Origin of the sequence: Leclercia sp. UBA2479, assembly GCF_002341985.1 — a bacterium.
GTDB classification, from domain to species: Bacteria; Pseudomonadota; Gammaproteobacteria; order Enterobacterales; family Enterobacteriaceae; genus Enterobacter; species Enterobacter pneumoniae.
On the sequence record NZ_DDPB01000009.1, the window covers coordinates 23,652 to 47,248 of the forward strand.

Below are 23,597 nucleotides of genomic sequence, written 5' to 3' on the forward strand. Positions count from 1 at the left end.
AGCACAGCACGCCGGGTCAGGCCAGCGTGCGCGTGGGGTCAGGCAGGGGTGGGGAGGGTAATGGCGTGGTAAACCGGCCAGCTAAAGCAAAAACGGGCGCCGCCCAGCGTGCTCTCATCGCACTGTACATCGCCGCCCATGGCCTGCGCGATTGAGTGAACAATCGCCAGCCCCAGGCCGCACCCGCCGGTAGCACGGTCGCGGCTTGGGTCAAGACGGACAAAGGGCTCGAAGACCCGCTGGCGTGATTCCGGAGCGATGCCGGGGCCATCGTCTTCCACCGTCAGGCTTGCCCGGCTTCCCGTCAGTTCCAGCACGATGTGCAACGTCTGGTTGCTGTAACGCAGCGCGTTATTCACCAGATTATCCAGCACGCGCTCCATCAGGCGCATATCCAGCGCGCCGTACTCCCCGGCGGTCACCTGGCTCAGGACCAGCGTGCGCGTGGGGGTGACGCTCTGGACGTCATCCACATAGCTGCGGATCCAGGCAGGGAGGTCAGGGGTGCTGAGCTGCAGCTCATTTTGCGGGCGATCGAGGCGGGCGTAAGTCAGAAGCTCCTCAATCAGTGCCTCAAGCTGTCCGATATCCCGGTTCAGCGCCTGCGACTCCCCGGCGGTGAGGTTTTCGCTCATCTCCAGGCGATAACGCAGGCGTACCAGCGGCGTACGCAGCTCATGGGCAATCCCATCGATAAGCTGTTTTTTGCTGGCAATCAGGGCATTGATATTGTCCGCCATCTGGTTGAACGCGACGCCGAGCCGTTCGAAGCTGGAGGCGCTGTCAAAATGGATGCGCTCGGTCAGGTGCCCCTCACCAAAACGCTGGGCGGCGGCCTCCAGCCGCAGCATCTCTTGCCAGTGAGGGCGCATCCAGATAAAGACCGGAAAGGCGAGAGAGATGGCGATAAAAGCCAGCAGGCCAATATCCAGCAACCGCATCTGATGTAAGAAATAGAGATAGGGCACAGGGCCGACTGCCAGCACGTAATGGCTGCGGGGGATGCGCTGGATGAAGGTGTATTCATCATCCAGCGCGACGATATCGCCGTCGCGAAGGCGCTGAGCGGTGGCAGCATCCAGCCGGTAATGGTTCAGCGGCTCGATGCGCAAATCGAAGGAGAGGTTCAGATCCAACTCTTTCAACGTCTGCGCCCAGTCGCGCGGCGGGATCTCGCGCAGCTCGCTGCGCATCAGGTAGAGCGAGCTTTTCATTAAATCATCCAGCGACTGTCGGCCCGCGCGCTCGGCGGTAAATTTATAGACCAGCCCGACCAGGATAGTCATCACCAGAAAGCAGACGAACAGCAGGAGATAAAACTGCACAAACAGTTTTTTCACGGATCACCACCAAAACAACGATTTAACCTTGCAGTATTGCAGCAGAGTCGTACGAAGGCGCTAGTGTATCGCTAATTGCACTGCTTCTGAACCGGGCTGCTTCAGTTACCTTATTCGTCAGGCTAACCGTGGCCGCCACTGGCGCTAAGCCTGTTGAGCCGGTTCATCTGCTCCGGTGAGAGCAGCACCTCCGCTGCCGCCAGATTTTCCCGCAGATGCGCCACCGAAGAGGTGCCGGGGATAAGCAGAATATTTGGCGAGCGATGGAGTAGCCACGCAAGGGCTATCTGCTTCGGCGTGGCGTCCGCCTCATCGGCAATCTGATTGAGCAGCGACGACTGTAGCGGTGTGAAGCCGCCTAACGGGAAGAAGGGGACGTAAGCAACGCCCAGCCCGGCAAGTGAGTCGATAAATGCGTCATCGTTTCGGCTGACGATATTGTATTGATTCTGTACACAAACAATGTCCGTGATGGCTTTAGCCTCGGCGAACTGGGCAGGCGTGATGTTGCTCAATCCCAGATGGCGAATAAGACCCTGTTCCTGCAGCCTGACCAGCGCCTCCAGAGGGGCTGCAAGCGATCCCGCTTCGGGCCCGTTTACCCCGCCAAGCCTCAGGTTAACCACATCCAGCGCCTGCAGGCCCAGCGTCTCCAGGTTTTCATGCACGGCACGTTCAAGTCCGTCCGGGCTGATCTCAGGCCGCCATGAGGCGTCAGCGCCGCGCACGTAGCCCACCTTGGTGACCAGCGTCAGGTTTTCAGGATAGGGCCAGAGCGCTTCGCGTATCAGCTGGTTGGAAACGTCAGGGCCATAAAACTGCGCCGTATCCAGATGATTTACACCGAGCGCAACAGCCTCGCGCAGTACCGAAAGGGCCGCCTCTTTATCTGGTGGGGGACCCCATACATGTGGGCCGGGTAACTGCATGGTGCCATAACCCATCCGGCCCAGATTAAGCCGGGTGCCGGCGGGGGTGTACGTTTTAGGCATGTGATTGATCATGAAATTATCCTGGAATGGGAGAAAGAAGGCCGGTGGAGCGCTTGTAGAGGCCGGGTTTGCCGGGCTAATATTGCACCGGGTGCAAATAAATATATTGCACTGAGTGCAATATTTCAATGGTGACGGAAAAGTAACGTGTCGGACGGATTAAAAAAAGCAGAAGGTACCCGTGAAAGAAAGCGACGGGAAACGCATCGAAAGCTCACCGAAAGGGGGTTAACTCTGTTTGCGCAGAAAGGGTTTGAGGGTACAACGCTGGATGACATTGCCAGTGCGGCGGGCATTGCACGCCGGACCTTTTTCCACTATTTCAGCTCCAAAGAAGAGATTATCCTCGCATGGCAGAACGGCCTGCCCGAATCTTTGTATGCAGAAATAGTCAGCCGTGGCAACAGCACGACGCCGTTCGGCGTGGTCAGTGAAGCGCTGCTGGCCATGACTATCAGCATGGATCCGGATATTGCCGCACTGATTGCCCGACTGACGCAGTCGAACGAACAACTGCGCATGGGTAATCAGATGAAGTTTCTCAGAATGGAAGAGGCCGCTTATGCCGCACTTTGCGCGCTCTGGCCTGCACCACAAGGCGCGCCGGCGCTAAAAATGGCGGCCATGGCAGCCACAGGCGCGATGCGCCTCGCAGTCGATGACTGGCTGTGCGAAGCGTGCCAAAAGCCGCTTGGCGATTACCTCAGGGCGAACATTCTCTCTTTGCAGTCTGAACTGTTTGGCGATTAAGCCCCGGGCGCCGGCCATTCCAGGGTTCGCTTAACGATCGGTCTCCCAGACAATGGCCGCGTCCACTGCAGTCAGGGCATCCTTTAACTGCGGCATGCTGACTGAACCAAGGGCGAGGCGAATGGCGTGCGGCACATGCGTTGAGGTGCAGAACGGTTCTGCCGTTGAGACCGAAATCTGTTGCTGGGCTAACTGCTGAACTAGCCGGTCAGCCCGAACCTCCTGCGGAAGCGGTAACCAGAGAAAGTAAGCGTTGGGATGGCTTACGCAGGCATAGTTAGAGAGTATTTTTCGGGCCAGCGCCTGGCGTTGACGTGCATCCCGTCTTTTGAGTGATTCGAAGCGTTTAATCGTGCCATCTTTAATCCAGCCGCAAACGATGGAGACCATCAGGGAAGGAGCATTCCATGTCGTTGCTCTGATAGCCCGTTCCAGCGCCCCCCGCATCATCACAGGGCAAACGACGACGCCGACGCGTAAGCCGGTCGCCACGTTTTTCGCGAATCCGGTTACGTAAACCGTCCGTTCGGGCGCGTAGGCGGCAAGCGGGGGCAGGGGGCGCTGAACAAGAAAAGCATAGGCTGCATCTTCAATGATGAGCAGATTGTAGGTTCTGGCGATCAGCGCGAGTTCGCGTCGTTGGGCGTCGTTCAGAACCCAGCCAAGCGGATTATGTAGCGTGGGCATCGTATATATCGCGCGAATGCGTCTGCGCTGGCACAGCTCCCTGAGCGCGTTCAGATCGGGGCCGGTAGCTTCAACAGGTATGGCGACAAGCTCCAGATGATACAGACGGGCCAGCGCGATAAAACCGGGATAGATCAGCGCATCAACAGCCACCACATCCCCCGGATTCAGTAACCCCATCACCGTAACCGTCAGACCGTGCTGGGCACCATTCACGATCAGAACGTCATCTGCAGAACGCTGAATACCGGCCGAACTAAGCCATGATGCAATGGTTTCCCTGTCGTTTTGTCTTCCGGCGTGCGGCTGATAACGCAGCAGGGAAGCCAGATCGCCTGAGGTGGCCAGTTGCCGCATGGCTTCGCGTAACTGTTCCGCCTGATCCGGCAGAGAGGGGTAGTTGAAGTTGAGGTCCAGAATATCCGAGGCTACCGCGTACTGATCAATGCCCAACCCCGCGGGCAGGGAAATTTCTCTGACGAACGTTCCTCTGCCGGTTTCTCCACTCACCAGACCCATGGCTTCCAGCTCAGCGTAAACGCGGGTAGCGGTGGCCAGCGAAATATGTTTCTCAGCAGCAAGTGCCCGGTGGGTAGGAAGACGTGTGCCCGGAGCAAGCGTGCCGCTGCGGATGGCGGAGGCAAACGCATCCACGATGGATTTATACCGCGCTTTCATAGATTGTATCCATGACGATTATTTGATTGTCATAAATGGTGGGCCTTAGCATAGCGGGCGTCAACTTAAGTCGCTGAAGTAGTGTCCTAACTTTGAGAGGTCTAAAGTGGGAACAAACGAAGTCAGTGAAACGCGCCCAGGGGGAAGATCTGGCTGGCTAAGCGGCCTGATTGGAGTGGTTATTTTCAGTGGTTCGCTCCCCGCAACCCGGATAGCGGTTCAGGAAATCGATCCCTTTTTTCTGACATTTCTGCGCGCCTCCCTTGCCGGTGGGCTGGCCTTAGCATTGGTCTTGTTTTGCCGACAACAACGCCCCAGGGCTCAACAATGCCTGTCGCTGATTATTGTCGCCCTGGGCGTAGTGGTGGGTTTTCCTTTGCTGACTGCCATGGCGCTGCAGCATGTGACCTCCGCTCACTCCATTGTATTTTTGGGGCTGTTGCCAATGGCGACCGCTACGTTTGGCGTTGTCCGAGGGGGGGAGAGGCCCCGGCTGGCTTTCTGGCTATTTTCTGCGATTGGCAGCCTGCTGGTGATGGGTTTTGCGCTGTCGCAGGGATCCACCGTCTCCTTCACGGGCGATCTGCTGATGCTGGCCGCCGTGGTTGTCTGTGGTCTTGGCTATGCTGAAGGCGCAGTGCTCTCACGTGAACTGGGAGGCTTGCAGGTGATCTGCTGGGCGTTGATCCTCTCCCTGCCGCTGATGCTGCTCGCTACTTATGCGACAATGCCAGAAAACATGGCGGTGATAAGCCTGCAAGGGTGGGCCGCGCTGGGGTATGTCTCCCTGTTCAGTATGCTGATCGGTTTTATTTTCTGGTACCGGGGACTGGCGGCTGGCGGCATTGCCGCGGTAGGGCAGCTCCAGTTGCTGCAGCCCTTCTTCGGCCTGGGCCTCTCGGCAACACTGCTCTCCGAAACAGTCAGCCCACTAATGCTATTGGTTACGCTGGGGGTGATCCTCTGCGTCATCGGATCCCGCAGGTATGCTCAGGTATGAGGGCGGGCTTCCGGGTATCGGCTATGGCCGAACACGGGTGGTGCTGTATGCACTCTGCGTCCGCCTTTGAGCCCTGCACAACCGTCAGGCGGTTTCGTTTCATGTATTACGTAAGCCGCCTGCAAGTAGGGTAAATACCTCAATCACTTTTGGCAGCGTCTGTTGCGGAGCATCGCTGGCGGCGATCAAAAGTGCCGCATTCAGCGCAGCGCTGTTCAACAGGTGAGCCGCGGCTTTCGCGTCTACCTCTTTGAGAATGTTGCGCTCGATTAGCTCAGAAACAGTCTGGCGGGTGGCTTCCAGACAGCTATTCTGGCTTGGCCATTGGGAGGGATCGCCCAAAAAAGCGGGGCCATCAAGCAGCACGATGCGCCTGACTTCAGGATCCAGGGCCATTTTTATGTAGGCAATGCCTTCTGCCAGTATCCTCTCCCAGTCGTCGCGGGCCGTCACGGCGGCCGCTTTAGCACGTTGCGCCATTTCACCATCCACCTGCGCAACAACCGCGGCGAGTAACCCTTTTTTATCGCCAAAGGTGTGGTAGAGCGCCCCGCGGGTGAGACCTACGCTTGCGGTCAACTCATCCATTGAAACCTCGGCAAAGCCTTTTTCAGCAAACGCCTTACGCGCTGCGGCAATCATTTTTGCGCGGTTTTCTTCCATCATCTCGACGCGGCGTTTCGCAGCCATAGCACTCTCCTTTTGACATACGCTGTGTATCTCACTTGACATACATCGCGTATGTGATATCTATTTAACATACATAGCGTATGTTAAACCAACTGCAGCTCTCTAGCTTATCGAATTCTACCCTGGAACAAAAAGAGGAATCCCTGTGATCCAACGCGAACCTGTTTTTCCCCCAAACCGCCATGCGCTTTATGATGCGCACGGTTATTCTGCGGCAATTCGTTCAGGCGATTTGCTTTTTGTTTCAGGCCAGGTCGGAAGTCGCGATGATGGCACACCCGAACCGGATTTTGCCGCCCAGGTTCAGTTAGCCTTCGATAACCTGGAAGCGACGCTTTCGGCGGCCGGCTGCACATTTGATGATCTTATTGATGTCACGACCTTTCATACCGATCCAGAAAACCAGTTTCCTGTCATTATGCAGGTTAAAAACGCAATATTTCAGCAGCCCCCTTATCCAAACTGGACCGCAGTTGGCGTAACCTGGCTTGCTGGGTTTGATTTTGAAATTAAGGTTATTGCCCGTATCCCTGGCGCTGCGCAATAACGCTGAATCTTTATCCACGCTGGCGGGTCGGTTGTGAGACTCGCTAGCGAAGCAGGCCAAAACGTTAATTCTCTGAAATCAAGGTTAACGACCCGCCTGGCGCTGCTCTGTAGGCGATTCCCTGGCGATAAACACCCCTGGCTAGCACAACCAGAATTAATGTCAGGCTTATCGGCTTAAGAGCCTTCTCTTCCCTGCCGTATAAAGATGCGCTACTCTGATAAATGCGTTTGCACTCAATGCGATATGGAATCTGTGTACTTGCTTAATTCATCAAAGCAGGTGGCCTGACATTTATAGGTAATTGTCATCAAAGGTTAGAGAATGAAAAAAATAACGCCTGGATATACGCCTGTCGATTTATCTCGTTGGCCCAGAAAAGAGCACTTTGAGGTATTTCAGTCCTTTGCGCAAAGTACAATCAACCAGACCGTAGAACTGGATATTAACGCGCTGCACAAACATATCAAAAACGTTGGCTGGAAGTTTTACCCGACGATAATTTTTCTTATTTCGAAAATCGTTAATAGCCATGCGGAGTTCCGCATGGCTATAAAAGATAACGAGCTTGTCATCTGGGATGAAATACATCCGCAATACACTATTTTCCATAATGAAACGGAGACCTTTTCATCATTATGGAGCCATTACGATGGCAATATTCACCATTTTCAGCAGGTCTATTCAGAAGATGTGGCACGCTATGGGGATAATTTAGCCTATTGGCCTAAAGAACAGTCGCTGGAAAATGTCTTTTTCGTCTCGGCTATTCCCTGGGTCACCTTTACCAGTTTCAATGTCAACGTCGCGAACATGCAGAACTTTTTTTCTCCGATGTTTACGCTTGGTAAATATCATCAAAAAGAGGAAAAAATGGTCTTGCCGCTCGCCGTTCAGGTGCACCATTCCGTGTGCGATGGCTTCCATCTGGCAAGACTGTATAACGAGTTGCAAGCGCTGTGTAATGACATCGAGAGCCTGGCAGATGCCCAGCAAGCGTAGAAGGGCACCTGCATAGATTCAGTCCGCAGGAGATTGTTGCAGTGACTGTAAATGACTCATTGTGTCTCCTGTTTTCTGAATGATTTCGACAACGCGGTGGCACTGTCGCGTTGAATTCAGGAACACGTTAAGACGAAGGCGGCGGAGGAAAAAGAGGGCTTTTCAGGTAGGTGTTTCTCTCTGAAAGAGAAAATGCCAGCCAAATGAGGGCGCGACCGCGTTGCCGGGATCGCGCCCATTCGTCAGGATTTAAACAGGTTTTTCAGCGTATGGGGCTGGCAACGCAGATACTGATCCGGGGCATGCACCTGGGCTCCCAGCGCAGCGGCGGCGTGCCATGGCCAGCGCGGGTTATACAGCGCGCCACGGGCAATGCCGATGAAGTCGGCGTCGCCGCTGGCCACGATCGATTCCGCATGTTCAGGCTCGGTGATGAGTCCGACCGCCACCACCGGAATGTTAACGGCCGCTTTCACCGCTCTGGCCAGTGGAACCTGGTAGCCGGGATAGACCTCAATCTTTTGATCCGGATGCAGGCCGCCGCTGGAGACGTGAATCACATCCACCCCACGCGCTTCCAGCATTTTAGAAAAGGCGACGGCCTCTTCCAGGTCAAAGCCGCCTTCCACCCAGTCCGTTGCCGAAATTCGCACGCTGATTGCTCTCTCTGCCGGGAAGGCTTCGCGTACCACGTCGAAAATTTCCAGCGGGAATCGGGCACGGTTTTCCAGGGAACCGCCGTATTCATCTGTGCGCTGGTTAGAAAGTGGAGAGAGGAACTGATGCAGCAAATAGCCATGTGCGGCATGGATCTGGATCAGGTCAATACCCAGCCGGGCGGCGCGTTTAGCAGCGCTGGCGAACTGCTCGCGGATTTCGGCTAGACCCTCCCGGTCAAGGGCGGTGGGAACGGTATAGCCTTCGCTGTAGGGGAGCGGAGAGGGGGCCAGCGTCTGCCAGCCACCCTGCTGGTCGGGTGCGATTTGTCCCGGCTTCTCCCAGGGTCTGTGGGTGGAGGCTTTACGGCCTGCATGCGCCAGCTGAATGGCAACAGGGATAGGGGACCACTTGCGAATGGTTTCCAGCACCCGGCCCATTGCCGCTTCGGTTTTATCATCATATAGCCCGACGTCCGCCCAGGTGATCCTCCCTTCCGGGGAGACGGACGCCGCCTCAATCGTCAGCAAGCCAGCACCGGAGAGGGCCAGCTGCCCCAGATGGAGCGTGTGCCAGTCAGTCATGCAGCCCTCTTCGGCGGAATACTGACACATCGGGGCGATGACGATACGGTTTTCAATTTCCAGATTACGAATACGTAACGGTGTAAACAATTTCGGTTTAGACATGCTTATCGCTCCAGCTTTAACGTAAAGATTCTCTACCTTACTGATACTTATTTCTAATCCGGTTACGCATTTGTGCCCTAAAGGCGCGGTGACTGGCAATGCAGGTCAGGGGGCTTGCTGCACGATTTTACAGTAGAGCGCTCCCAGTAGAGCCAGATCGACCAGCAGGGCGACCGCAGGGGTTACGCCCAACAGCGCAGAGACGTTCAGGATCAGCAGGCTGCTCAGGATGACAAAGAGTACAATGACAAGGCGCAGTAAACGTCCGGGACGTTCGCCCTGCCACTGGCATTGCACTGCTCTGCTCGCTACTCCCTGCCCAGCCCCAACGCAGACCATGCCGACAAGCTGCCCATACTCCTGAAGGTAATGATGCGTAGCAAAGCGTATCAGTATCAGTCCGCCAGCAGTGGCGACAAATCCATAGCATAGACGACGTAACGTCGGCAGGGGGGACATCATGCCTCTCTTTGTCAGCCGGTAGCTGCACAAGAAGGCCATCAGCCAGACTGCGGCATCTATGAGGCTGAGACTGGTTTCAGCCGTGAAAAACAGCGTCAGCTCAGCGCCCAGCAGACTGAATAGCATACAGGAGGCGATGTTTCGCGCCTCTGCCGGGAGGCGACCTGTGTTGTGTAAAGTGGACAGTGACATAAAAACCTCAGGGTAAGCGAAAATAAAATTCATCCATTAAGAGATGTGTAATAAGCTTATTGCCTGCGTTATCAGTGAATCAAAGTCATTGTTTTCAGCCATAGATGAGATTAATTCATCATGAAATTATCCCGTTTACCGCCGCTCGGCGCGCTACGCGCTTTTCATGCCGTTGCCATCGCGCTGAGCTTTAAAGAGGCTGCTAAGCAGCTTAACGTGAGTGCGACCGCTGTCAGCCATCAGATCCGGCTCATCGAATCGACGCTGGCGTGCCGGGTATTCGAACGTAATGCCCAGGGGGTAAAGATGACCCTGGCCGGGGAGCTGCTTTATGCGGGAACCTCCAGCGCGTTTACCGCGTTATCATCGGCGGTTAAGCAGATAGAGCGGGCCAGACATCCGCCTGCGCTGACGATCACTACCACCTCCAATTTTTTAACGAACTGGCTGGTGCCGCGTCTGGCGGATTTCAAGGCGCAATTTCCGCAGATAGATTTGCACCTGCACACCAGCGTTGAAAAAGTGGATTTAACACAGCGTACCGTTGATGTGGCGATCCGCTATCGCGAAACCCCTGAGGAGGGGCTGCACAACACGCTGCTGTATGAGGACAAGTTTGTCGTGGCGGCCAGCCCGGCACTCAGGTTGCAAAACCCGGAGGATCTGCTTAATGCCACGCTTTTCCATGTGGAGAACCGGCACGTACCGGCTGAATCCCCGGACTGGCAGCACTGGAAAAGGCGTTACGGGCCGGAAACGCTCAACGCCAGTAAGGGGCTCTATTTTAGCGATGAAACTCACGCGCTGCAGGCAGCCGTGGCGGGACAGGGGGTCGTCATTGCCAGCAGTCTGTTGGCGGAAGATCTGATTACGCGCAACATGCTGACGACGCCGTTTAATTGCTCGTTACCGGGTGCCAATTATTATCTGGTGACGATGAACGAGAGTGCCGGGCGGCCGGAGGTGGTGCTGCTTCGGGAGTGGATAATTCAGGAGATGCAGCGATCGACCGCCTCTGTACACGCGAACACGTAAAACGTAGCCATAAAAAAAGGGGCCTTCGGGCCCCTTGCTGTTGACTGGCACTTTACTCAGGCAGCGCGTAAACCACTACCTGGTCGCCCACCTGATCCTTCAGGATAGTGTTCCCCCCGGCAACGAACGCCACGTACTGGCGGCCTTTGTACTCATACACGGAGGGGTTGGCCACCGCAGGCGCTTCAACCTGATCGGACCATAGCTCATCGCCACTCTCCACCGAGTAGGCGCGCACTTTGGCATCCATTGAGGCACCGATGAAGACCACGCCTCCCGCCGTTACAGCCGGCCCGCCAATGGTCGGCGAGCCCCAGCTTTCCGGCATAAAGAAGCCATACTGCTGCGATGCGCCAACCGGACGACGCCATTTGACATCCCCGGTGTGCATATCCAGCGCGACAATCTCGCCGAATGGCGGTTCCCAGCACGGCATGCCCAGCCAGTTATTGGCGACCATCAGACGCAGGCCGTAAGGTGCCCCTTCCTGTGGCGCAAAGCCGCTCTCATTGCCAGCACTTTTGTCCGCCTTATCGTAATCTTCGCGGCTATAAAGCTTCACGTACTGCACGATATGTGAGGTGTTAACGATAGCAATCTGCTTATGCGGATCAAAGGCCACGCCGCCCCACTGAACGCCACCGGCGCTGTCCGGATAGGTTAATGCACCTTCACCTTTCGTGGTGGGCGGGGTATACATCCCCTCGTAGGTCAAATTGTCCCACAGGCGGCTACACTGCCCGGCGCCGACAATATCCGCCAGTTTCCAGATAGCGGGCTTTTTCGACTGATCGAGCAGCGGCGCGGGTTTGGTCGGGAACGGCTGCGTAGGCGAGAGGACTTCCCCCTGCACCGAGCCATCACCCTGTGGTACCGGACGCTCTTCGATAGGCCAGACATCTTCCCCGGTCAGGCGGTTAACCACAAACAGGAAGCCCTGTTTAGTGGCCTGAATCAGCGCCGGGATCTGCTTGCCGTCGACGGTGATATCCATCAGGGTTGGCGCAGAGTTGATATCGTAATCCCACACGTCATGGTGCACCCACTGACGGGACCAGACCACTTTACCGGTGTTGATATCCAGCGCGGTGGTGGAGGTGCCAAGAGGGATAGGCTTGGTGCGGTTACCACCCCAGTAGTTAGGTGACGGGGAGGAGACCGGCAGATAGACCAGGCCATGAGCCTCGTCGGCAGACATATGCGTCCAGACGTTGGCCGTACCGGTGCGTTTCCGGATGTCGGCCGGTATTGCATCAAAGGTCCACTCGCGCTCGCCAGTACGTGCATTAATTGAGAACACGCTGCCCGGAGGCGCTTCCGCATAGGCCCAGTCCTTACCGGCCCAGCCTACGATCAGGTGATCACCCACCACGGTTGGCGGCTGCAGGATAGAGAGCGGGAATTTGGCATTCACTGTATTCCACTGGTTAACGTCCAGCATGCCGTTATCTGCAAAGTTGCTGCATGGCTTGCCGGAGTCAGCGTCTATCGCGTAGAGCTTGCCATCGACCGTGCCCATATAGACGATCTTCTGGCAGGCTTCGCCGGCAACCGGATTTTTGGCCTGCCAGTAAGAGACGCCGCGGTTCTTCAGCACCGGCTGGGTCAACGCCTTGCGCGGTGATTTGGTGTCATAGTGCCACTTCTCTTTGCCGGTACCCGGATCCAGCGCAATCAGGCGATCGAAGGGGGTACCAATATAAAGGGTGTCATTGGCAAAAATAGGCGTCGCTGACCAGACGGTAGCGGGCGTGTCGCCTTTACCATCCGACACGTCGCCCGTATGAAACTCCCACACCTTGGTTAACTTGCCCACGTTCTCTGCCGTAATCTGCTTCAGCGGGCTGTATTTCTGCGCGTTTAGCTGCCCGTGGAAGCTGTCCCAGGTGGCCGTAGAGGGCACCAGCGGCGTAGCCGGCTGGTTGGCCGAGGCGACTTTTTGCCCCTCGCGTTTACCAGTGGAGGCTTCATCGGTAGTTTTAGTGGTGCCCGGCTGTTGTTGATCGGCCGCGTCCACATTGAGCTCTTCCTGGGTCCCCTGGGAGGCCTCAGCGGCTTTATCCTGCGCCTGCAGCGAGAGCGGAGCAACCAGCAGCGCTATCGCCGTCAGGCTGACCTTCATGAAGGGATAGTGTTTATCGTTATGCACGGGTGGCTCCTCAGACGTTGACGTGGTGATTGTGACGAACGGAATTGCTGCTCAACGCAATCAGACCAATCAGGCCGACCACCATCGCTGCCGTGATGATGTACTGGTGCAGCAGCGCGGCCGCAAAGCCAATACCCACCAGTACCACAAGGGTGATAATAATCAGGAAAATGCGGGAACCGCGACGGGAGGCGGCCCGTAACATCAGGGTAAGTACCGCCAGCACCACGCAGGCGATAGCCACGCCCAGCGCGCCGATAGTGCCGGTGACGCCGGTTAGCGGCGTCAGCCAGGCGTATAACGCCACGGCGAAGCCAATGACCGCGGCCAGCAGCAGCAACAGGCTGCCGACGCGCGAAGGTTGAGATTGCAACATACCAGGAACTCCCCCTATCAAAAAAAAGAACAAATCATCACTATGTTGTTATCGGAAACACTGCGGCCGGGACCCTGAAAGCAACCATAAATAAATCAAGGTGCTGGGAATAACGACCACAGAATTCTCTGAACGTAAATGAGTATAGAAGAGGATTTTTTTAAGGGGAGAGGAAACCTGGCGCAAAATGATGCTTTGCGTCCAGGTGATGGGTTTTACATCTCCCAGGCATGGGGTGCAAAGAGATAGCCTTTGTTACGCACGGTTTTAATACGGAACGGCTCGGTGGCATTATCGAGCAGCTTCTTACGCAGGCGCGAAATAGCCACGTCAACGCTGCGATCCAGGCCGTCATAACTGACGCCGCGCAGGTTTTTCAGTAACGCATCCCGATCCATTATCTGCCCCGCGTGGGTGGCCAGCTCCCATAACAGATCAAAATCGGCAGTTGAGAGCGCAACCTCATCGCCCGAGAGCATCACCTGGCGATTAACCGGGTCGATGGAAAGCGTACCGAAGCGCAGCATTTTATGGGGCGTTAGACCCGGGGCATCCGCCGGGGCACCCACGCGCTGGCGTAAATGCAGACGCAACCGCGCTAACAAGACGGCGGGCGGTGTCGTCTTCAGAATATAGTCATTTGCCCCCATCTCCAGCGACAAAATGTGGTTCATGTCGCTATCAAGCGAGGTGAGTAAAACGATGGGGCCGCTATATTGTGAACGCAGATCCCGGCACAGGGTCATGCCGTCTTTGCCGGGCAACATGATGTCCAGCAGCACCAGATCCGGTTTTTGCTGGGCCACCACCTCCTCGGCGCGATCGCCGCGAGGTTCAACGATGACCTCGAAATCATGTTTTCCCAGGTAGGCTGCAATCAGCTGGCCCACTTCCGGTTCATCTTCTACATATACAATCTTATTCATACAACGTCTGAGATGGCGAAAAAAGCCAACATACACCGCACTCCCTTAACCTTCCATTAATCTTTCGCAAATTGCAGCCGTTCCGTTATGCTGCTCATTATTGTGAATAAATTGTTGCAGGGAAGAGTGATGGGATTGCTCATTAAAGCCGCGCTGGGTGCGTTGGTGGTCGTACTGATAGGGGTATTGGCCAAAACCAAAAATTACTATATCGCGGGGCTCATTCCGCTCTTTCCGACCTTCGCCCTGATTGCCCACTATATCGTTGCGTCAGAACGGGGAATCGAAGCCTTACGGGCAACGATTGTCTTTGGCATGTGGTCGATCATTCCCTATTTTCTTTATCTACTGTCATTGTGGTACTTCACCGGTTTTCTGCGTTTGCCCCTGGCGCTGGGCGGGGCCGTGGTCTGCTGGAGCCTCAGCGCCTGGGTACTCATCTTCTTCTGGAGCCGTTTCCACTAACGCAGCGGGCGTCCGCCGTCGACGCCAAACGTGCGACCCGTTACGTAGCAGCTGGTAAAGATATAATCGATAAGATCGATCACCTCTTTCTCGCCCGGCGCGATCTTCATCAGCGATTTATTCAGCGCCTCACGACGGTAATCCGCGTCGTCGTGGTCGTTAAACAGAATGAGAGAGGGGGCGATGGCGTTCACTTTCACTTCCGGTGCCAGCTTGCGCGCAAATGAACGCGTCATATTATCCAGCGCCGCTTTACTGGCAGCATAAGCGATGTGCTTATCGCTGCCGCGCTCCACGACATAATCGGTGAAATGAATAATATCGCTCGCTGCATGCCCGTGCCCGCGCAGCAGATCCTGCAAAGCATGGTTAAGAAGATAGGGGGCGTGAACGTGGATCTGCAGCATGCAGGAGAGTGTCTCGCTCAGCGAGGTGCCCGGTTTTTCAGCGCGCCAGTCGCTGGCATTATGAATAATTCCGCGCAGGCCGCGATTATCGGCTTTCACTTTATCGGCAAAGGCCAGAATACCCTCGTCGGTGGAGAAGTCGGCCTGAACGCAGACCGCGCCAGCCTTGCGCAGGGTATCAATGGTGGGATATTCCGTACGATAACTGACGATTACGGGCTGGCGTAGATTTAAAAAATGGTGAGCCAGAGCGAGGCCGATACGACGGCCTCCACCGGTGATCAGAATCGGGAGCGGTTGCGCGTTTCCCATCGTTTTCTCCTTAACCGTAAGACGATGGGTAACGACAAGTTAGCCCATCAGCATCCACGTTGCCGGCACAGCGGCAACCAGTAACAAACCTATTAACCATATTTCTTTGCGCTGCAGCGAACTTTCAATCTCATGTGTTCTGCGGGCGTAGATAAACACCAGCAGGCCAGGGGCATAGAGCACTACAGAGAGCAGCAAGTGCATCGGACCGGAGGCATACAGCAGCCATAGCCCGTAAAGGCAGGCGCCGATCCCCACCGCCTGATGCAGGGGTCTGGTGGCTATTTTTAACAGATATGCGCCTACCAGGAAATACGGTACCAGAATCATCTCTGAGGCGATGGTTAACAAGGTGTTATAGTCAGAACCTGTGAGCCAGATCAGTACCAGACACGCTTGTACGCTGATATTGGTCAGCCACAGCGAGGCCGCCGGGGCATTATTTTTATTCTGGCGGGCAAACAGGCGGGGGAACGCTTTATGCGTTGCGGCCAGGAAGGGCACTTCCGCCGCCATAATTGTCCAGCTCAGGTAGGCTCCGCATACCGAGATAATCAGCCCTGCGGCAATCACCACTTCGCCCCAGTTGCCCATCATTTTGACCATCAGACCGGCCATCGACGGGTTACGCATACCAGCCAGCTCAGGACGGGCTACCACCCCCAGCGACAGCAGAGTGACCAGCAGGTAGACCCCCAGCGCCGCCAGTACGGCAAGCAGCGTGGCGCGGCCGACGTCACGCTTGTTACGGGCACGGGCAGAAACCACCACAGCCCCCTCTACGCCAATAAACACCCACAGGGTGATGAGCATAGTGTTTTTGACCTGCTCCCAGACGGGCACGCCCAGCGCCAGGCCGGAAAAATCCATACTGAAGACATCGAGGCGAAAGCCAATAAAGGCCAGCACAACAAACAAACCCAGCGGCACCAGCTTCGCCAGCGTAGCGACCAGGTTGATGCTGGCCGCCGTCTGCACGCCACGCAGCACTAACCAGTGGACAAACCACAGCAGGACCGAGGATCCCACAATAGATTGCCAGGTGTTGCCGTCGCCAAAGAGCTTCAGCTCCGGCGTATCAGTGAAGAAACTGAGGGCAGAGAAGACGATGACCAGATAGGAGACATTGGCGATCACCGCACAGAGCCAGTACCCCCACGCCGAGCAGAAGCCAATGAGCTCGCCAAAGCCTTCACGGGCGTAGGTGAAAATGCCGCCGTCAAGATCCGGGCGAAGCCGCGTGAGCAACAACATGGCGAAGGCCAGCAGCAGAATACCCGCACCGGTTATGCCCCAGCCAATCAGCAGGGCGGCAGGGCTGGCGACGGCGGCCATGTTTTGCGGCAGGCTGAATACGCCTGCCCCGAGCATGGAGCTTAATACGAGCGCAGTTAATGCACTCAGGCCAAGTTTCTTTTCCATTGGCTTCCTGTTAAAAAACGGACCGAATCCAGAATAATTATTTCGCTATGGCGCATAAAAATGGTGGATCACACTAAGGCGCGGGATTTTACGGAGTGTCAGGAAGTCATGCAATGCGCAACGCTCTAAAAGTGCATAAAAAGCATAAAAAAAGGCGGCTACGCGCCGCCTTAATCAACCTGGATAATTACTTATACAGGTCAGCACTGATGGTCATGTTATTACCACGCTCCTGCCACTGGCGGGTGATGTGGTAATACTTAGCCCCTTTTTTGGCTGCACGCTTCGCGACCTGGTAGGAGATCTCGGTCATGTTCGGGTAGTTACCCGTGAACTTAATGCTGTCGAACGGAACCATCTGCGCTGCGGTGGCGTTGTTCAGCTCTTCTACTTTCGTCCCATCCGGCAGCGTGACGCTGTAACGGCCACCTTTGGTGGTCTGGGTTTCGAAGAAACGGCCAACGTCAGAACTTGGGGTGGCAGTCGTCGCGACGCCCGGAATTTCAACGTTTTTCGCCGCTGCGCCGCCTGCAGCGATCGCCGCACGGCCTGCGTCAGAATCTGCCGGAATCACGTCAGGACTCTGCAGTACGCGTTTCTTCGCATCTTTTTTATAGATGAAAGCGGTAATACGCTGGTTACCACCCGAGTTGGCATCGATCTGACGCACAATGTAGAAAGAGTCCGCGCCTTTGTTTTTGGCCGCTTTGGTAATGGCGTCGTTCACGTCAGGCTGGCTACGGTAGAAGCCCTGAACGGTCACGGTGTCGTACGGCTCTAGTAAGATGGCCTGATCTTTTGGCAATTCCATTACGCCATTAATGACGCGATTGCCTTTGGTTTCAGCTTTTGGCGCATCTTCTTTATAGAGATCGGCAATGACGCGCTGGTTGCCGCTGTTGCCATAATCTGCGGAGTCCACTACATAAAATGATGCGGCACCTTCTTTATCCGCGCGGCGGGAAGCGGCGTCTACCCCATCGCCGATGGAATTAAAACGTCCTACGATAGTAATACGATCAAAGGGTTTTAACGCTGCCGCTTGCTCCGGCGTTAACTCTGTCGCGGCATTCGCGGACAGGGCGGTCGCAGAAAGGAGTGCGGACGCCAGGAGAGTGTTCTTAAGCTTCATAAAAATAATCCTTCGCCTTACGCAAACCAGGTACTGGTGTTGTTGTTAATTTGAAAACGTTGATGATTATTGCATTTAATCCCAGTCGCTGTCTGCGCCATTTTTCACACCGGGTGCTACCCTGCAATCCAGTTTCTATAACATTTAGTGATATGTTGAAAAAACAGGCGTTAGACCAGCAAAACTGATGAAGCCTATAACTTTCACAAGTAAAATTAATGTTAATAAGTTGATCTACGCTGGGGCTATATCGTGTTTTTCCCGCTTCGCCTGAGTATTTATCGGCTCTCGAGAAGAATTTAAGGCAAATATCTCTGTCAGCGACCCGGATCACCTATTTTTGACCGATATAAAAAGAAATACTCTTTTCTGACGGTGGATCACAGGCGTTATTTTCAGTAGGTTATAGAAAGTTTGTTACTGTTTAATTTTCTGCGGGTAATTTGTGGTTACCGCTGAGCGCTCTCAGCGGCGATGGCGCCCGTAGAAGCGACCAACAAACCATCATCACAAACCGATGGAAGGGAAAACTATGCGTATTGGGGTACCAAAAGAACGGTCGGCCAATGAAACCCGCGTTGCAGCAACACCAAAAACGGTGGAGCAACTGCTTAAACTGGGTTTTACCGTCGCGATTGAAAGCGGCGCCGGCAAGCTGGCTAGCTTCGACGATGAAGCGTTTATTCAGGCTGGTGCAGAAATTGTAGACGGCGCGGAAGTGTGGCAGTCACCCGTCATTCTGAAGGTTAACGCACCGGAAGAGAGTGAAATTGGCCTGCTTAACGCGGGTACGACGCTGGTGAGCTTTGTCTGGCCAGCGCAAAACCCGGAGCTGATGGAAAAACTCGCTGCGCGCGGCGTCACCGTGATGGCGATGGACTCCGTGCCGCGCATCTCGCGCGCCCAGTCACTGGATGCGCTGAGCTCAATGGCGAACATCGCCGGTTACCGCGCCATTGTCGAAGCGGCCCACGAGTTCGGCCGTTTCTTCACCGGACAGATCACCGCAGCCGGTAAAGTGCCACCTGCCAAGGTGATGGTCATTGGTGCGGGTGTCGCCGGTCTCGCTGCGATTGGTGCGGCTAACAGTCTGGGCGCTATTGTCCGGGCTTTTGATACCCGTCCGGAAGTGAAAGAGCAGGTGCAGAGTATGGGCGCCGAGTTCCTGGAGCTGGACTTCAAAGAAGAAGCGGGCAGCGGCGATGGCTATGCGAAGGTGATGTCAGAGGCCTTTATTAAAGCCGAGATGGCGCTGTTCGCGGCGCAGGCGAAAGAGGTGGACATTATCGTCACCACCGCGCTGATCCCAGGCAAACCTGCACCGAAGCTGATCACCCGCGAAATGGTCGACGCCATGAAACCCGGAAGCGTCATCGTTGACCTGGCGTCGCAAAACGGCGGCAACTGTGAATACACCGTGCCTGGCGTGGTGACCACCACCGATAACGGCGTTAAGGTCATCGGCTATACCGATCTGCCGGGTCGTCTGCCAACGCAGTCTTCTCAGTTGTATGGCACCAACCTCGTTAACCTGCTGAAACTGCTCTGCAAAGAGAAAGATGGCAACATCACCGTCGATTTTGAAGATGTTGTGGTGCGTGGCGTGACCGTCGTACGCGAGGGTGAAATCACCTGGCCGGCCCCGCCAATTCAGGTGTCTGCTCAGCCTCAGGCGGCGGCGAAAGCTGCACCGGAGCCGAAAGAGCCTGAAAAACCGGCATCGCCATGGCGCAAATACGCCTTTATGGCGCTGGGTATCATTCTGTTTGGCTGGCTGGCCGACGTGGCGCCAAAAGAGTTCCTCGGACATTTCACCGTCTTCGCACTCTCCTGCGTGGTGGGCTACTACGTCGTCTGGAACGTTTCTCACGCGTTGCACACACCGCTGATGTCGGTAACCAACGCCATCTCCGGGATCATCGTCGTCGGTGCACTGCTGCAGATTGGCCACGGTGGCTGGGTCAGCTTCCTGAGCTTTATCGCGGTGCTGATCGCCAGTATCAATATCTTCGGTGGTTTCACCGTGACTCAGCGCATGCTGAAAATGTTTCGTAAAGGCTAAGGGGTAGCATATGTCTGGAGGATTAGTGACAGCCGCATACATTGTTGCTGCGATCCTGTTTATTTTCAGCCTGGCGGGGCTCTCAAAGCACGAGACCTCCCAGCAGGGGAACAATTTTGGTATCGCCGGGATGGCGATTGCGCTGATTGCCACCATCTTTGGGCCGGATACAGGCAACGTGGCGTGGATTCTGGTGGCAATGATCATCGGTGGCGCAATCGGGATTCGTCTGGCGAAGCGCGTTGAGATGACCGAGATGCCGGAGCTGGTGGCAATTTTGCACAGCTTTGTCGGACTGGCGGCGGTGCTGGTAGGCTTCAACAGCTACCTGTATCACGAACCCGGCATGGAGCCGATTCTGGTGAATATTCACCTGACGGAAGTGTTCCTGGGCATCTTTATCGGTGCGGTGACCTTCACCGGTTCAATCGTGGCCTTCGGCAAACTGCGCGGCAAAATTTCGTCAAAACCGCTGATGCTGCCTAATCGCCACAAGCTGAACCTGGCGGCGCTGGTGGTATCCTTTGTACTGCTGTTGATCTTCGTGCGTACCGAAAGCGTAGGGATGCAGGTACTGGCGCTGCTGGTGATGACCATGATCGCGCTGGCGTTTGGCTGGCATCTGGTGGCTTCCATCGGCGGGGCAGATATGCCAGTCGTGGTCTCAATGCTGAACTCCTACTCGGGCTGGGCAGCGGCAGCAGCGGGCTTTATGCTGAGCAACGACCTGCTGATCGTCACCGGTGCGCTGGTGGGCTCTTCCGGTGCGATCCTCTCCTACATCATGTGTAAAGCGATGAACCGCTCGTTTATCAGCGTCATCGCCGGCGGCTTCGGTACCGACGGTTCTTCTACGGGGTCTGAAGACGAAGTGGGCGAGCATCGTGAGATTTCCGCCGAGGAGACCGCAGAAATGCTGAAAAATGCCCATTCGGTGATCATCACTCCGGGCTACGGCATGGCGGTTGCGCAAGCGCAGTATCCGGTGGCGGAAATTACCGAGAAGCTGCGGGCGCGTGGCATCAAGGTGCGCTTCGGTATTCACCCGGTTGCCGGGCGTCTTCCTGGCCATATGAACGTGCTGCTGGCAGAGGCGAAAGTCCCTTACGATATCGTGCTGGAGATGGATGAGATCAACGATGATTTCGCCGATACCGACACCGTGCTGGTTATCGGCGCGAACGATACCGTCAACCCGGCGGCGCAGGACGATCCAAAGAGTCCTATCGCCGGCATGCCGGTGCTGGAAGTATGGAAAGCGCAGAATGTTATCGTCTTCAAACGCTCTATGAATACGGGCTATGCAGGCGTTCAGAATCCATTGTTCTTCAAAGAGAACACCCACATGCTGTTTGGTGATGCCAAAGCCAGCGTGGACGCGATTCTGAAAGCGTTGTAACGCAACCATTGGCCGTAATGACAAACCGCTCTTCGGGGCGGTTTTCTTATTTCTGCGGTCAGCCTTTCTCGTCTGTCTATACTTTTAGCTTTGCGCAAGACGAGGAGGTGTAATGCAATTTCTGTCCCGCTTCGACATCATTGACCTGATGATGAGACCCACTTTCTGGATTGGCGTCGCCACCGTTATCATCGTGACGCTGTTGGTCTACTGGCTGCTTACGCGCCTGATAGGGTTTATCAAAAAAGGGATCACCACCTGGGGCGACAAGCATCCCACCACAAACCGGATGCGCTTTGTACTGATGGAGATGCTGAACAGAACCAGCCGTTTCCTGCTGTTTGTGGTGGCGCTGCTGGTCAGCCTACGATTTGTTGATTTGCCGTCCCATCTCTCCGGGACGCTGAGCCATGCCTGGTTCCTGGTCTTTGCCATTCAGGTGGCCTTGTGGCTGGATCAGGGAGTGGTCTCCTGGCTGCGTCACATCATGCTGGCGCCGGGAAGCCACAAGAACCCCGTTACCCTGGTGATCACCGGGTTGATTCTGCGGGCGGTGGTCTGGTCGGTCATGCTGCTCTCTATTCTTGCCAATGCGGGCGTCAATATCACTGCGCTGGTGGCCAGCCTGGGGGTAGGGGGTATCGCCATTGCGCTGGCGGTGCAAACGATTCTTAGCGATGTCTTTGCGTCGCTCTCCATTGGTTTTGATAAACCCTTTGAAATCGGCGATTTTGTGGTGTTTAACGATGTCGCCGGGACGGTGGAACATATTGGCCTGAAAACGACCCGTATTCGCAGCCTGAGCGGCGAACAGATTGTTTGCGGGAACGCGATTCTGCTCCAGCAAACGCTGCATAACTATAAGCGCATGCAGACGCGCCGTATCGTCTTTACGTTTGGGGTGGCCAGCGACACGCCGCCAGAAAAATTACGCGTGATTGGCGATAACGTGAAAAACATTATCACCGATGTCGGTGAAACCCGGTTTGACCGTGCCCATCTGCTGGGATTTGATACTGACAGGCTCACCTTTGAGGTGGTGCATATCGTGAACACGGCGGATTACAACAAGTACATGGATATTCAGCAGGAGATCAATATCCGGATTCTTGAAAGCCTGAATGAAGCCGGCGTTAAGCTTGCTCTGCCCAGTATGGTGCTGCACGCCCCCTGGATGCAGAAAGGCGAGAACAGACAACAAACTGCGCCTCAGCAGAGGGCAGCAGAAAGCTAAAAAAAAGCCCGCCATTGCGGCGGGCTTTTTCATCTCTAGTCGTCCTCTTCGTCATCCAGCTCAACCGGCGTCTGATACTGATCCGGTTTAATGACCAACAGGTCGCAGCGCAGATGGTCAATTACCTGTTCCGCCGTGTTACCGAGGAAGGCTGCGGAGATACCGGTGCGACCCACGGTACCTAAAACCACAATCCCCGCCTGGAGATGTTCTGCCAGATCCGGAATCACCTCTTCCGGCAATCCTTTCTCTACATGGGTGAGCTTTTCATCAATACCAAATTTCTGCCGTAGGGCCTTCATGGCCAGCAAGTGCTGTCCACGAATAGCATCGTTATAAACGCTGGGATCAAATTCCGGTAATTCGATGGCGATATTGATAGGAGTAACGGGATAAGCACCGACCAGATGCACTTCGGTATGGTTAACCTGCTCGGCGAGTTGGATGGTCTCTTTAAGCAGTTTCTCGTTCAGAGAGTTGTGATAGTCCTCTTCACTGGCGAGATTCACGGCGACTACGGCTTTGCCGCCTTCTGGCCACGGCTGATCTTTTACCATCCACACCGGGCAAGGGCATTTACGCAACAAGTGCCAGTCGGTCGGGGTGAAGATCACGGCTTCAAGTTTGTCATGCTGGTGGGCCATTTTCAGCAGTAAATCATGCTCGCCCGCAATGACTTCCTGAATAATGGCCTCGAATGGACGGTTATGCCAGACCACTTTGATATCGATAGGCACGCCGGCTTCAAGATAATATTTTGCCTGCTCGCGGATCCACGCGGTTCGTTGACTGATCACTCCCTGACGCATAGCGGTGCGCTCGTCAGGCGACAGAAGGGTGGTCATTTCGTAAGAGAAGTCATAGATCGGCAAAAACGCTTTGATTTTGCCACCAATCCGTTGATGTAAATAGACAGCTCTTCGTAACGCTGGTTGATCGTCCTGATTAGGATCGATGGCCACCAGCATGTTTTGATACTTTGCCATACAGGT

The 23,597-nt window shown here is 55.3% G+C and carries 22 protein-coding genes; 9 read left to right on the forward strand and 13 right to left on the reverse strand.

Annotation, left to right across the window (positions count from 1 at the left end; translation table 11 throughout):
• Nucleotides 1-38: 38 nt before the first annotated feature.
• A complete protein-coding gene (rstB, locus tag B3B59_RS09740; RefSeq protein WP_046887223.1) occupies nt 39-1,340 on the reverse strand; it encodes a two-component system sensor histidine kinase RstB in 1,302 nt (433 codons plus the stop codon).
• Nucleotides 1,341-1,462: 122 nt separating this feature from the next.
• On the reverse strand, nt 1,463-2,344 hold the full coding sequence (locus B3B59_RS09745) for an oxidoreductase (RefSeq protein WP_046887224.1): 882 nt from the start codon (nt 2,342-2,344) through the stop codon (nt 1,463-1,465).
• A 135-nt stretch (nt 2,345-2,479) separates the two neighbouring features.
• On the opposite strand from B3B59_RS09745, the gene B3B59_RS09750 reads away from it, so the two are divergent.
• Nucleotides 2,480-3,082, forward strand: a complete 603-nt coding sequence (locus B3B59_RS09750; protein ID WP_233804402.1) for a TetR/AcrR family transcriptional regulator — start codon at nt 2,480-2,482, stop codon at nt 3,080-3,082.
• 30 nt (nt 3,083-3,112) lie between these two features.
• Here B3B59_RS09750 and B3B59_RS09755 read toward each other — a convergent pair whose 3' ends face one another.
• Nucleotides 3,113-4,447, reverse strand: a complete 1,335-nt coding sequence (locus B3B59_RS09755) for a PLP-dependent aminotransferase family protein (RefSeq protein ID WP_233804403.1) — start codon at nt 4,445-4,447, stop codon at nt 3,113-3,115.
• Between the two features lie 106 nt (nt 4,448-4,553).
• Here B3B59_RS09755 and B3B59_RS09760 point away from each other — a divergent pair, with 106 nt between their 5' ends.
• A complete protein-coding gene (locus tag B3B59_RS09760; RefSeq protein ID WP_286808852.1) occupies nt 4,554-5,447 on the forward strand; it encodes a DMT family transporter in 894 nt (297 codons plus the stop codon).
• 99 nt (nt 5,448-5,546) lie between these two features.
• Here B3B59_RS09760 and B3B59_RS09765 read toward each other — a convergent pair whose 3' ends face one another.
• Complete coding sequence (locus B3B59_RS09765) at nt 5,547-6,137, reverse strand: TetR/AcrR family transcriptional regulator (RefSeq protein ID WP_233804405.1); 591 nt, start codon at nt 6,135-6,137, stop codon at nt 5,547-5,549.
• 145 nt (nt 6,138-6,282) lie between these two features.
• Here B3B59_RS09765 and B3B59_RS09770 point away from each other — a divergent pair, with 145 nt between their 5' ends.
• Together B3B59_RS09770 and catA are read left to right on the forward strand one after the other, a co-directional pair.
• Complete coding sequence (locus B3B59_RS09770; RefSeq protein WP_046887229.1) at nt 6,283-6,684, forward strand: RidA family protein; 402 nt, start codon at nt 6,283-6,285, stop codon at nt 6,682-6,684.
• A gap of 324 nt (nt 6,685-7,008) precedes the next feature.
• Nucleotides 7,009-7,686: a type A chloramphenicol O-acetyltransferase gene (gene catA / locus B3B59_RS09775; RefSeq protein ID WP_286808854.1), complete on the forward strand. Its 678-nt coding sequence runs from the start codon at nt 7,009-7,011 to the stop codon at nt 7,684-7,686.
• Between the two features lie 242 nt (nt 7,687-7,928).
• Here the strand turns inward: catA and B3B59_RS09780 are convergent, their stop codons facing one another.
• Nucleotides 7,929-9,032, reverse strand: a complete 1,104-nt coding sequence (locus tag B3B59_RS09780; RefSeq protein ID WP_046887231.1) for an NADH:flavin oxidoreductase/NADH oxidase — start codon at nt 9,030-9,032, stop codon at nt 7,929-7,931.
• Nucleotides 9,033-9,137: 105 nt separating this feature from the next.
• Complete coding sequence (locus B3B59_RS09785) at nt 9,138-9,686, reverse strand: hypothetical protein (RefSeq protein WP_286808855.1); 549 nt, start codon at nt 9,684-9,686, stop codon at nt 9,138-9,140.
• 120 nt (nt 9,687-9,806) lie between these two features.
• Between B3B59_RS09785 and B3B59_RS09790 the strand changes: the two genes are divergently transcribed.
• On the forward strand, nt 9,807-10,721 hold the full coding sequence (locus B3B59_RS09790) for a LysR substrate-binding domain-containing protein (protein WP_286808856.1): 915 nt from the start codon (nt 9,807-9,809) through the stop codon (nt 10,719-10,721).
• Nucleotides 10,722-10,773: 52 nt separating this feature from the next.
• On the opposite strand, the gene B3B59_RS09795 is transcribed toward B3B59_RS09790, so the two are convergent.
• The 3 genes from B3B59_RS09795 to rstA all read right to left on the reverse strand — a co-directional run bounded on the left by B3B59_RS09795 (nt 10,774) and on the right by rstA (nt 14,172).
• Entirely contained in the window at nt 10,774-12,870 is a 2,097-nt protein-coding gene (locus B3B59_RS09795; RefSeq protein WP_046887234.1) for a pyrroloquinoline quinone-dependent dehydrogenase, read from the reverse strand.
• A 10-nt stretch (nt 12,871-12,880) separates the two neighbouring features.
• A complete protein-coding gene (locus B3B59_RS09800; RefSeq protein WP_046887235.1) occupies nt 12,881-13,246 on the reverse strand; it encodes a hypothetical protein in 366 nt (121 codons plus the stop codon).
• A gap of 215 nt (nt 13,247-13,461) precedes the next feature.
• Entirely contained in the window at nt 13,462-14,172 is a 711-nt protein-coding gene (gene rstA / locus B3B59_RS09805; protein ID WP_046887236.1) for a two-component system response regulator RstA, read from the reverse strand.
• 129 nt (nt 14,173-14,301) lie between these two features.
• Here rstA and B3B59_RS09810 point away from each other — a divergent pair, with 129 nt between their 5' ends.
• Nucleotides 14,302-14,637: a GlpM family protein gene (locus B3B59_RS09810; RefSeq protein WP_040075852.1), complete on the forward strand. Its 336-nt coding sequence runs from the start codon at nt 14,302-14,304 to the stop codon at nt 14,635-14,637.
• Here the strand turns inward: B3B59_RS09810 and folM are convergent.
• From folM to ydgH, 3 genes are all read right to left on the reverse strand, one after another.
• On the reverse strand, nt 14,634-15,356 hold the full coding sequence (gene folM / locus B3B59_RS09815; RefSeq protein ID WP_040075851.1) for a dihydromonapterin reductase: 723 nt from the start codon (nt 15,354-15,356) through the stop codon (nt 14,634-14,636). The genes B3B59_RS09810 and folM overlap by 4 nt on opposite strands.
• Before the next feature lie 39 nt (nt 15,357-15,395).
• The gene (locus B3B59_RS09820) at nt 15,396-16,778 is read right to left on the reverse strand and encodes an amino acid permease (RefSeq protein WP_286808858.1); all 1,383 of its coding nucleotides are present in this window, start codon (nt 16,776-16,778) and stop codon (nt 15,396-15,398) included.
• Between the two features lie 187 nt (nt 16,779-16,965).
• Nucleotides 16,966-17,910, reverse strand: coding sequence for a DUF1471 family protein YdgH (gene ydgH / locus B3B59_RS09825; RefSeq protein ID WP_046887238.1), 945 nt, complete (start codon nt 17,908-17,910; stop codon nt 16,966-16,968).
• A 532-nt stretch (nt 17,911-18,442) separates the two neighbouring features.
• Here ydgH and pntA point away from each other — a divergent pair.
• The 3 genes from pntA to B3B59_RS09840 all read left to right on the forward strand — a co-directional run bounded on the left by pntA (nt 18,443) and on the right by B3B59_RS09840 (nt 22,605).
• On the forward strand, nt 18,443-19,972 hold the full coding sequence (gene pntA, locus B3B59_RS09830) for a Re/Si-specific NAD(P)(+) transhydrogenase subunit alpha (protein WP_040075847.1): 1,530 nt from the start codon (nt 18,443-18,445) through the stop codon (nt 19,970-19,972).
• A 10-nt stretch (nt 19,973-19,982) separates the two neighbouring features.
• Nucleotides 19,983-21,371: a Re/Si-specific NAD(P)(+) transhydrogenase subunit beta gene (pntB, locus tag B3B59_RS09835; protein ID WP_040075846.1), complete on the forward strand. Its 1,389-nt coding sequence runs from the start codon at nt 19,983-19,985 to the stop codon at nt 21,369-21,371.
• Nucleotides 21,372-21,483: 112 nt separating this feature from the next.
• The gene (locus tag B3B59_RS09840) at nt 21,484-22,605 is read left to right on the forward strand and encodes a mechanosensitive ion channel family protein (RefSeq protein ID WP_046887240.1); all 1,122 of its coding nucleotides are present in this window, start codon (nt 21,484-21,486) and stop codon (nt 22,603-22,605) included.
• Nucleotides 22,606-22,640: 35 nt separating this feature from the next.
• Here the strand turns inward: B3B59_RS09840 and uspE are convergent, their stop codons facing one another.
• Nucleotides 22,641-23,591 (reverse strand): universal stress protein UspE, encoded by a 951-nt coding sequence (gene uspE, locus B3B59_RS09845; protein ID WP_040075844.1) that lies wholly within the window; start codon nt 23,589-23,591, stop codon nt 22,641-22,643.
• Between the last annotated feature and the right edge of the window lie 6 nt (nt 23,592-23,597).

Excerpts from the sequence above, each read along its gene's own strand:
- B3B59_RS09745 (WP_046887224.1), bottom strand. The coding sequence starts at position 2,344 with ATGATCAATCACATGCCTAAAACGTACACCCCCGCCGGCACCCGGCTT.
- B3B59_RS09755 (WP_233804403.1), bottom strand. The coding sequence starts at position 4,447 with ATGAAAGCGCGGTATAAATCCATCGTGGATGCGTTTGCCTCCGCCATC.
- B3B59_RS09765 (WP_233804405.1), bottom strand. The coding sequence starts at position 6,137 with ATGGCTGCGAAACGCCGCGTCGAGATGATGGAAGAAAACCGCGCAAAA.
- catA (WP_286808854.1), top strand. The coding sequence starts at position 7,009 with ATGAAAAAAATAACGCCTGGATATACGCCTGTCGATTTATCTCGTTGG.
- B3B59_RS09780 (WP_046887231.1), bottom strand. The coding sequence starts at position 9,032 with ATGTCTAAACCGAAATTGTTTACACCGTTACGTATTCGTAATCTGGAA.
- B3B59_RS09785 (WP_286808855.1), bottom strand. The coding sequence starts at position 9,686 with ATGTCACTGTCCACTTTACACAACACAGGTCGCCTCCCGGCAGAGGCG.
- B3B59_RS09790 (WP_286808856.1), top strand. The coding sequence starts at position 9,807 with ATGAAATTATCCCGTTTACCGCCGCTCGGCGCGCTACGCGCTTTTCAT.
- B3B59_RS09800 (WP_046887235.1), bottom strand. The coding sequence starts at position 13,246 with ATGTTGCAATCTCAACCTTCGCGCGTCGGCAGCCTGTTGCTGCTGCTG.
- rstA (WP_046887236.1), bottom strand. The coding sequence starts at position 14,172 with ATGAATAAGATTGTATATGTAGAAGATGAACCGGAAGTGGGCCAGCTG.
- B3B59_RS09810 (WP_040075852.1), top strand. The coding sequence starts at position 14,302 with ATGGGATTGCTCATTAAAGCCGCGCTGGGTGCGTTGGTGGTCGTACTG.
- folM (WP_040075851.1), bottom strand. The coding sequence starts at position 15,356 with ATGGGAAACGCGCAACCGCTCCCGATTCTGATCACCGGTGGAGGCCGT.
- B3B59_RS09820 (WP_286808858.1), bottom strand. The coding sequence starts at position 16,778 with ATGGAAAAGAAACTTGGCCTGAGTGCATTAACTGCGCTCGTATTAAGC.
- ydgH (WP_046887238.1), bottom strand. The coding sequence starts at position 17,910 with ATGAAGCTTAAGAACACTCTCCTGGCGTCCGCACTCCTTTCTGCGACC.
- pntA (WP_040075847.1), top strand. The coding sequence starts at position 18,443 with ATGCGTATTGGGGTACCAAAAGAACGGTCGGCCAATGAAACCCGCGTT.
- pntB (WP_040075846.1), top strand. The coding sequence starts at position 19,983 with ATGTCTGGAGGATTAGTGACAGCCGCATACATTGTTGCTGCGATCCTG.
- B3B59_RS09840 (WP_046887240.1), top strand. The coding sequence starts at position 21,484 with ATGCAATTTCTGTCCCGCTTCGACATCATTGACCTGATGATGAGACCC.
- uspE (WP_040075844.1), bottom strand. The coding sequence starts at position 23,591 with ATGGCAAAGTATCAAAACATGCTGGTGGCCATCGATCCTAATCAGGAC.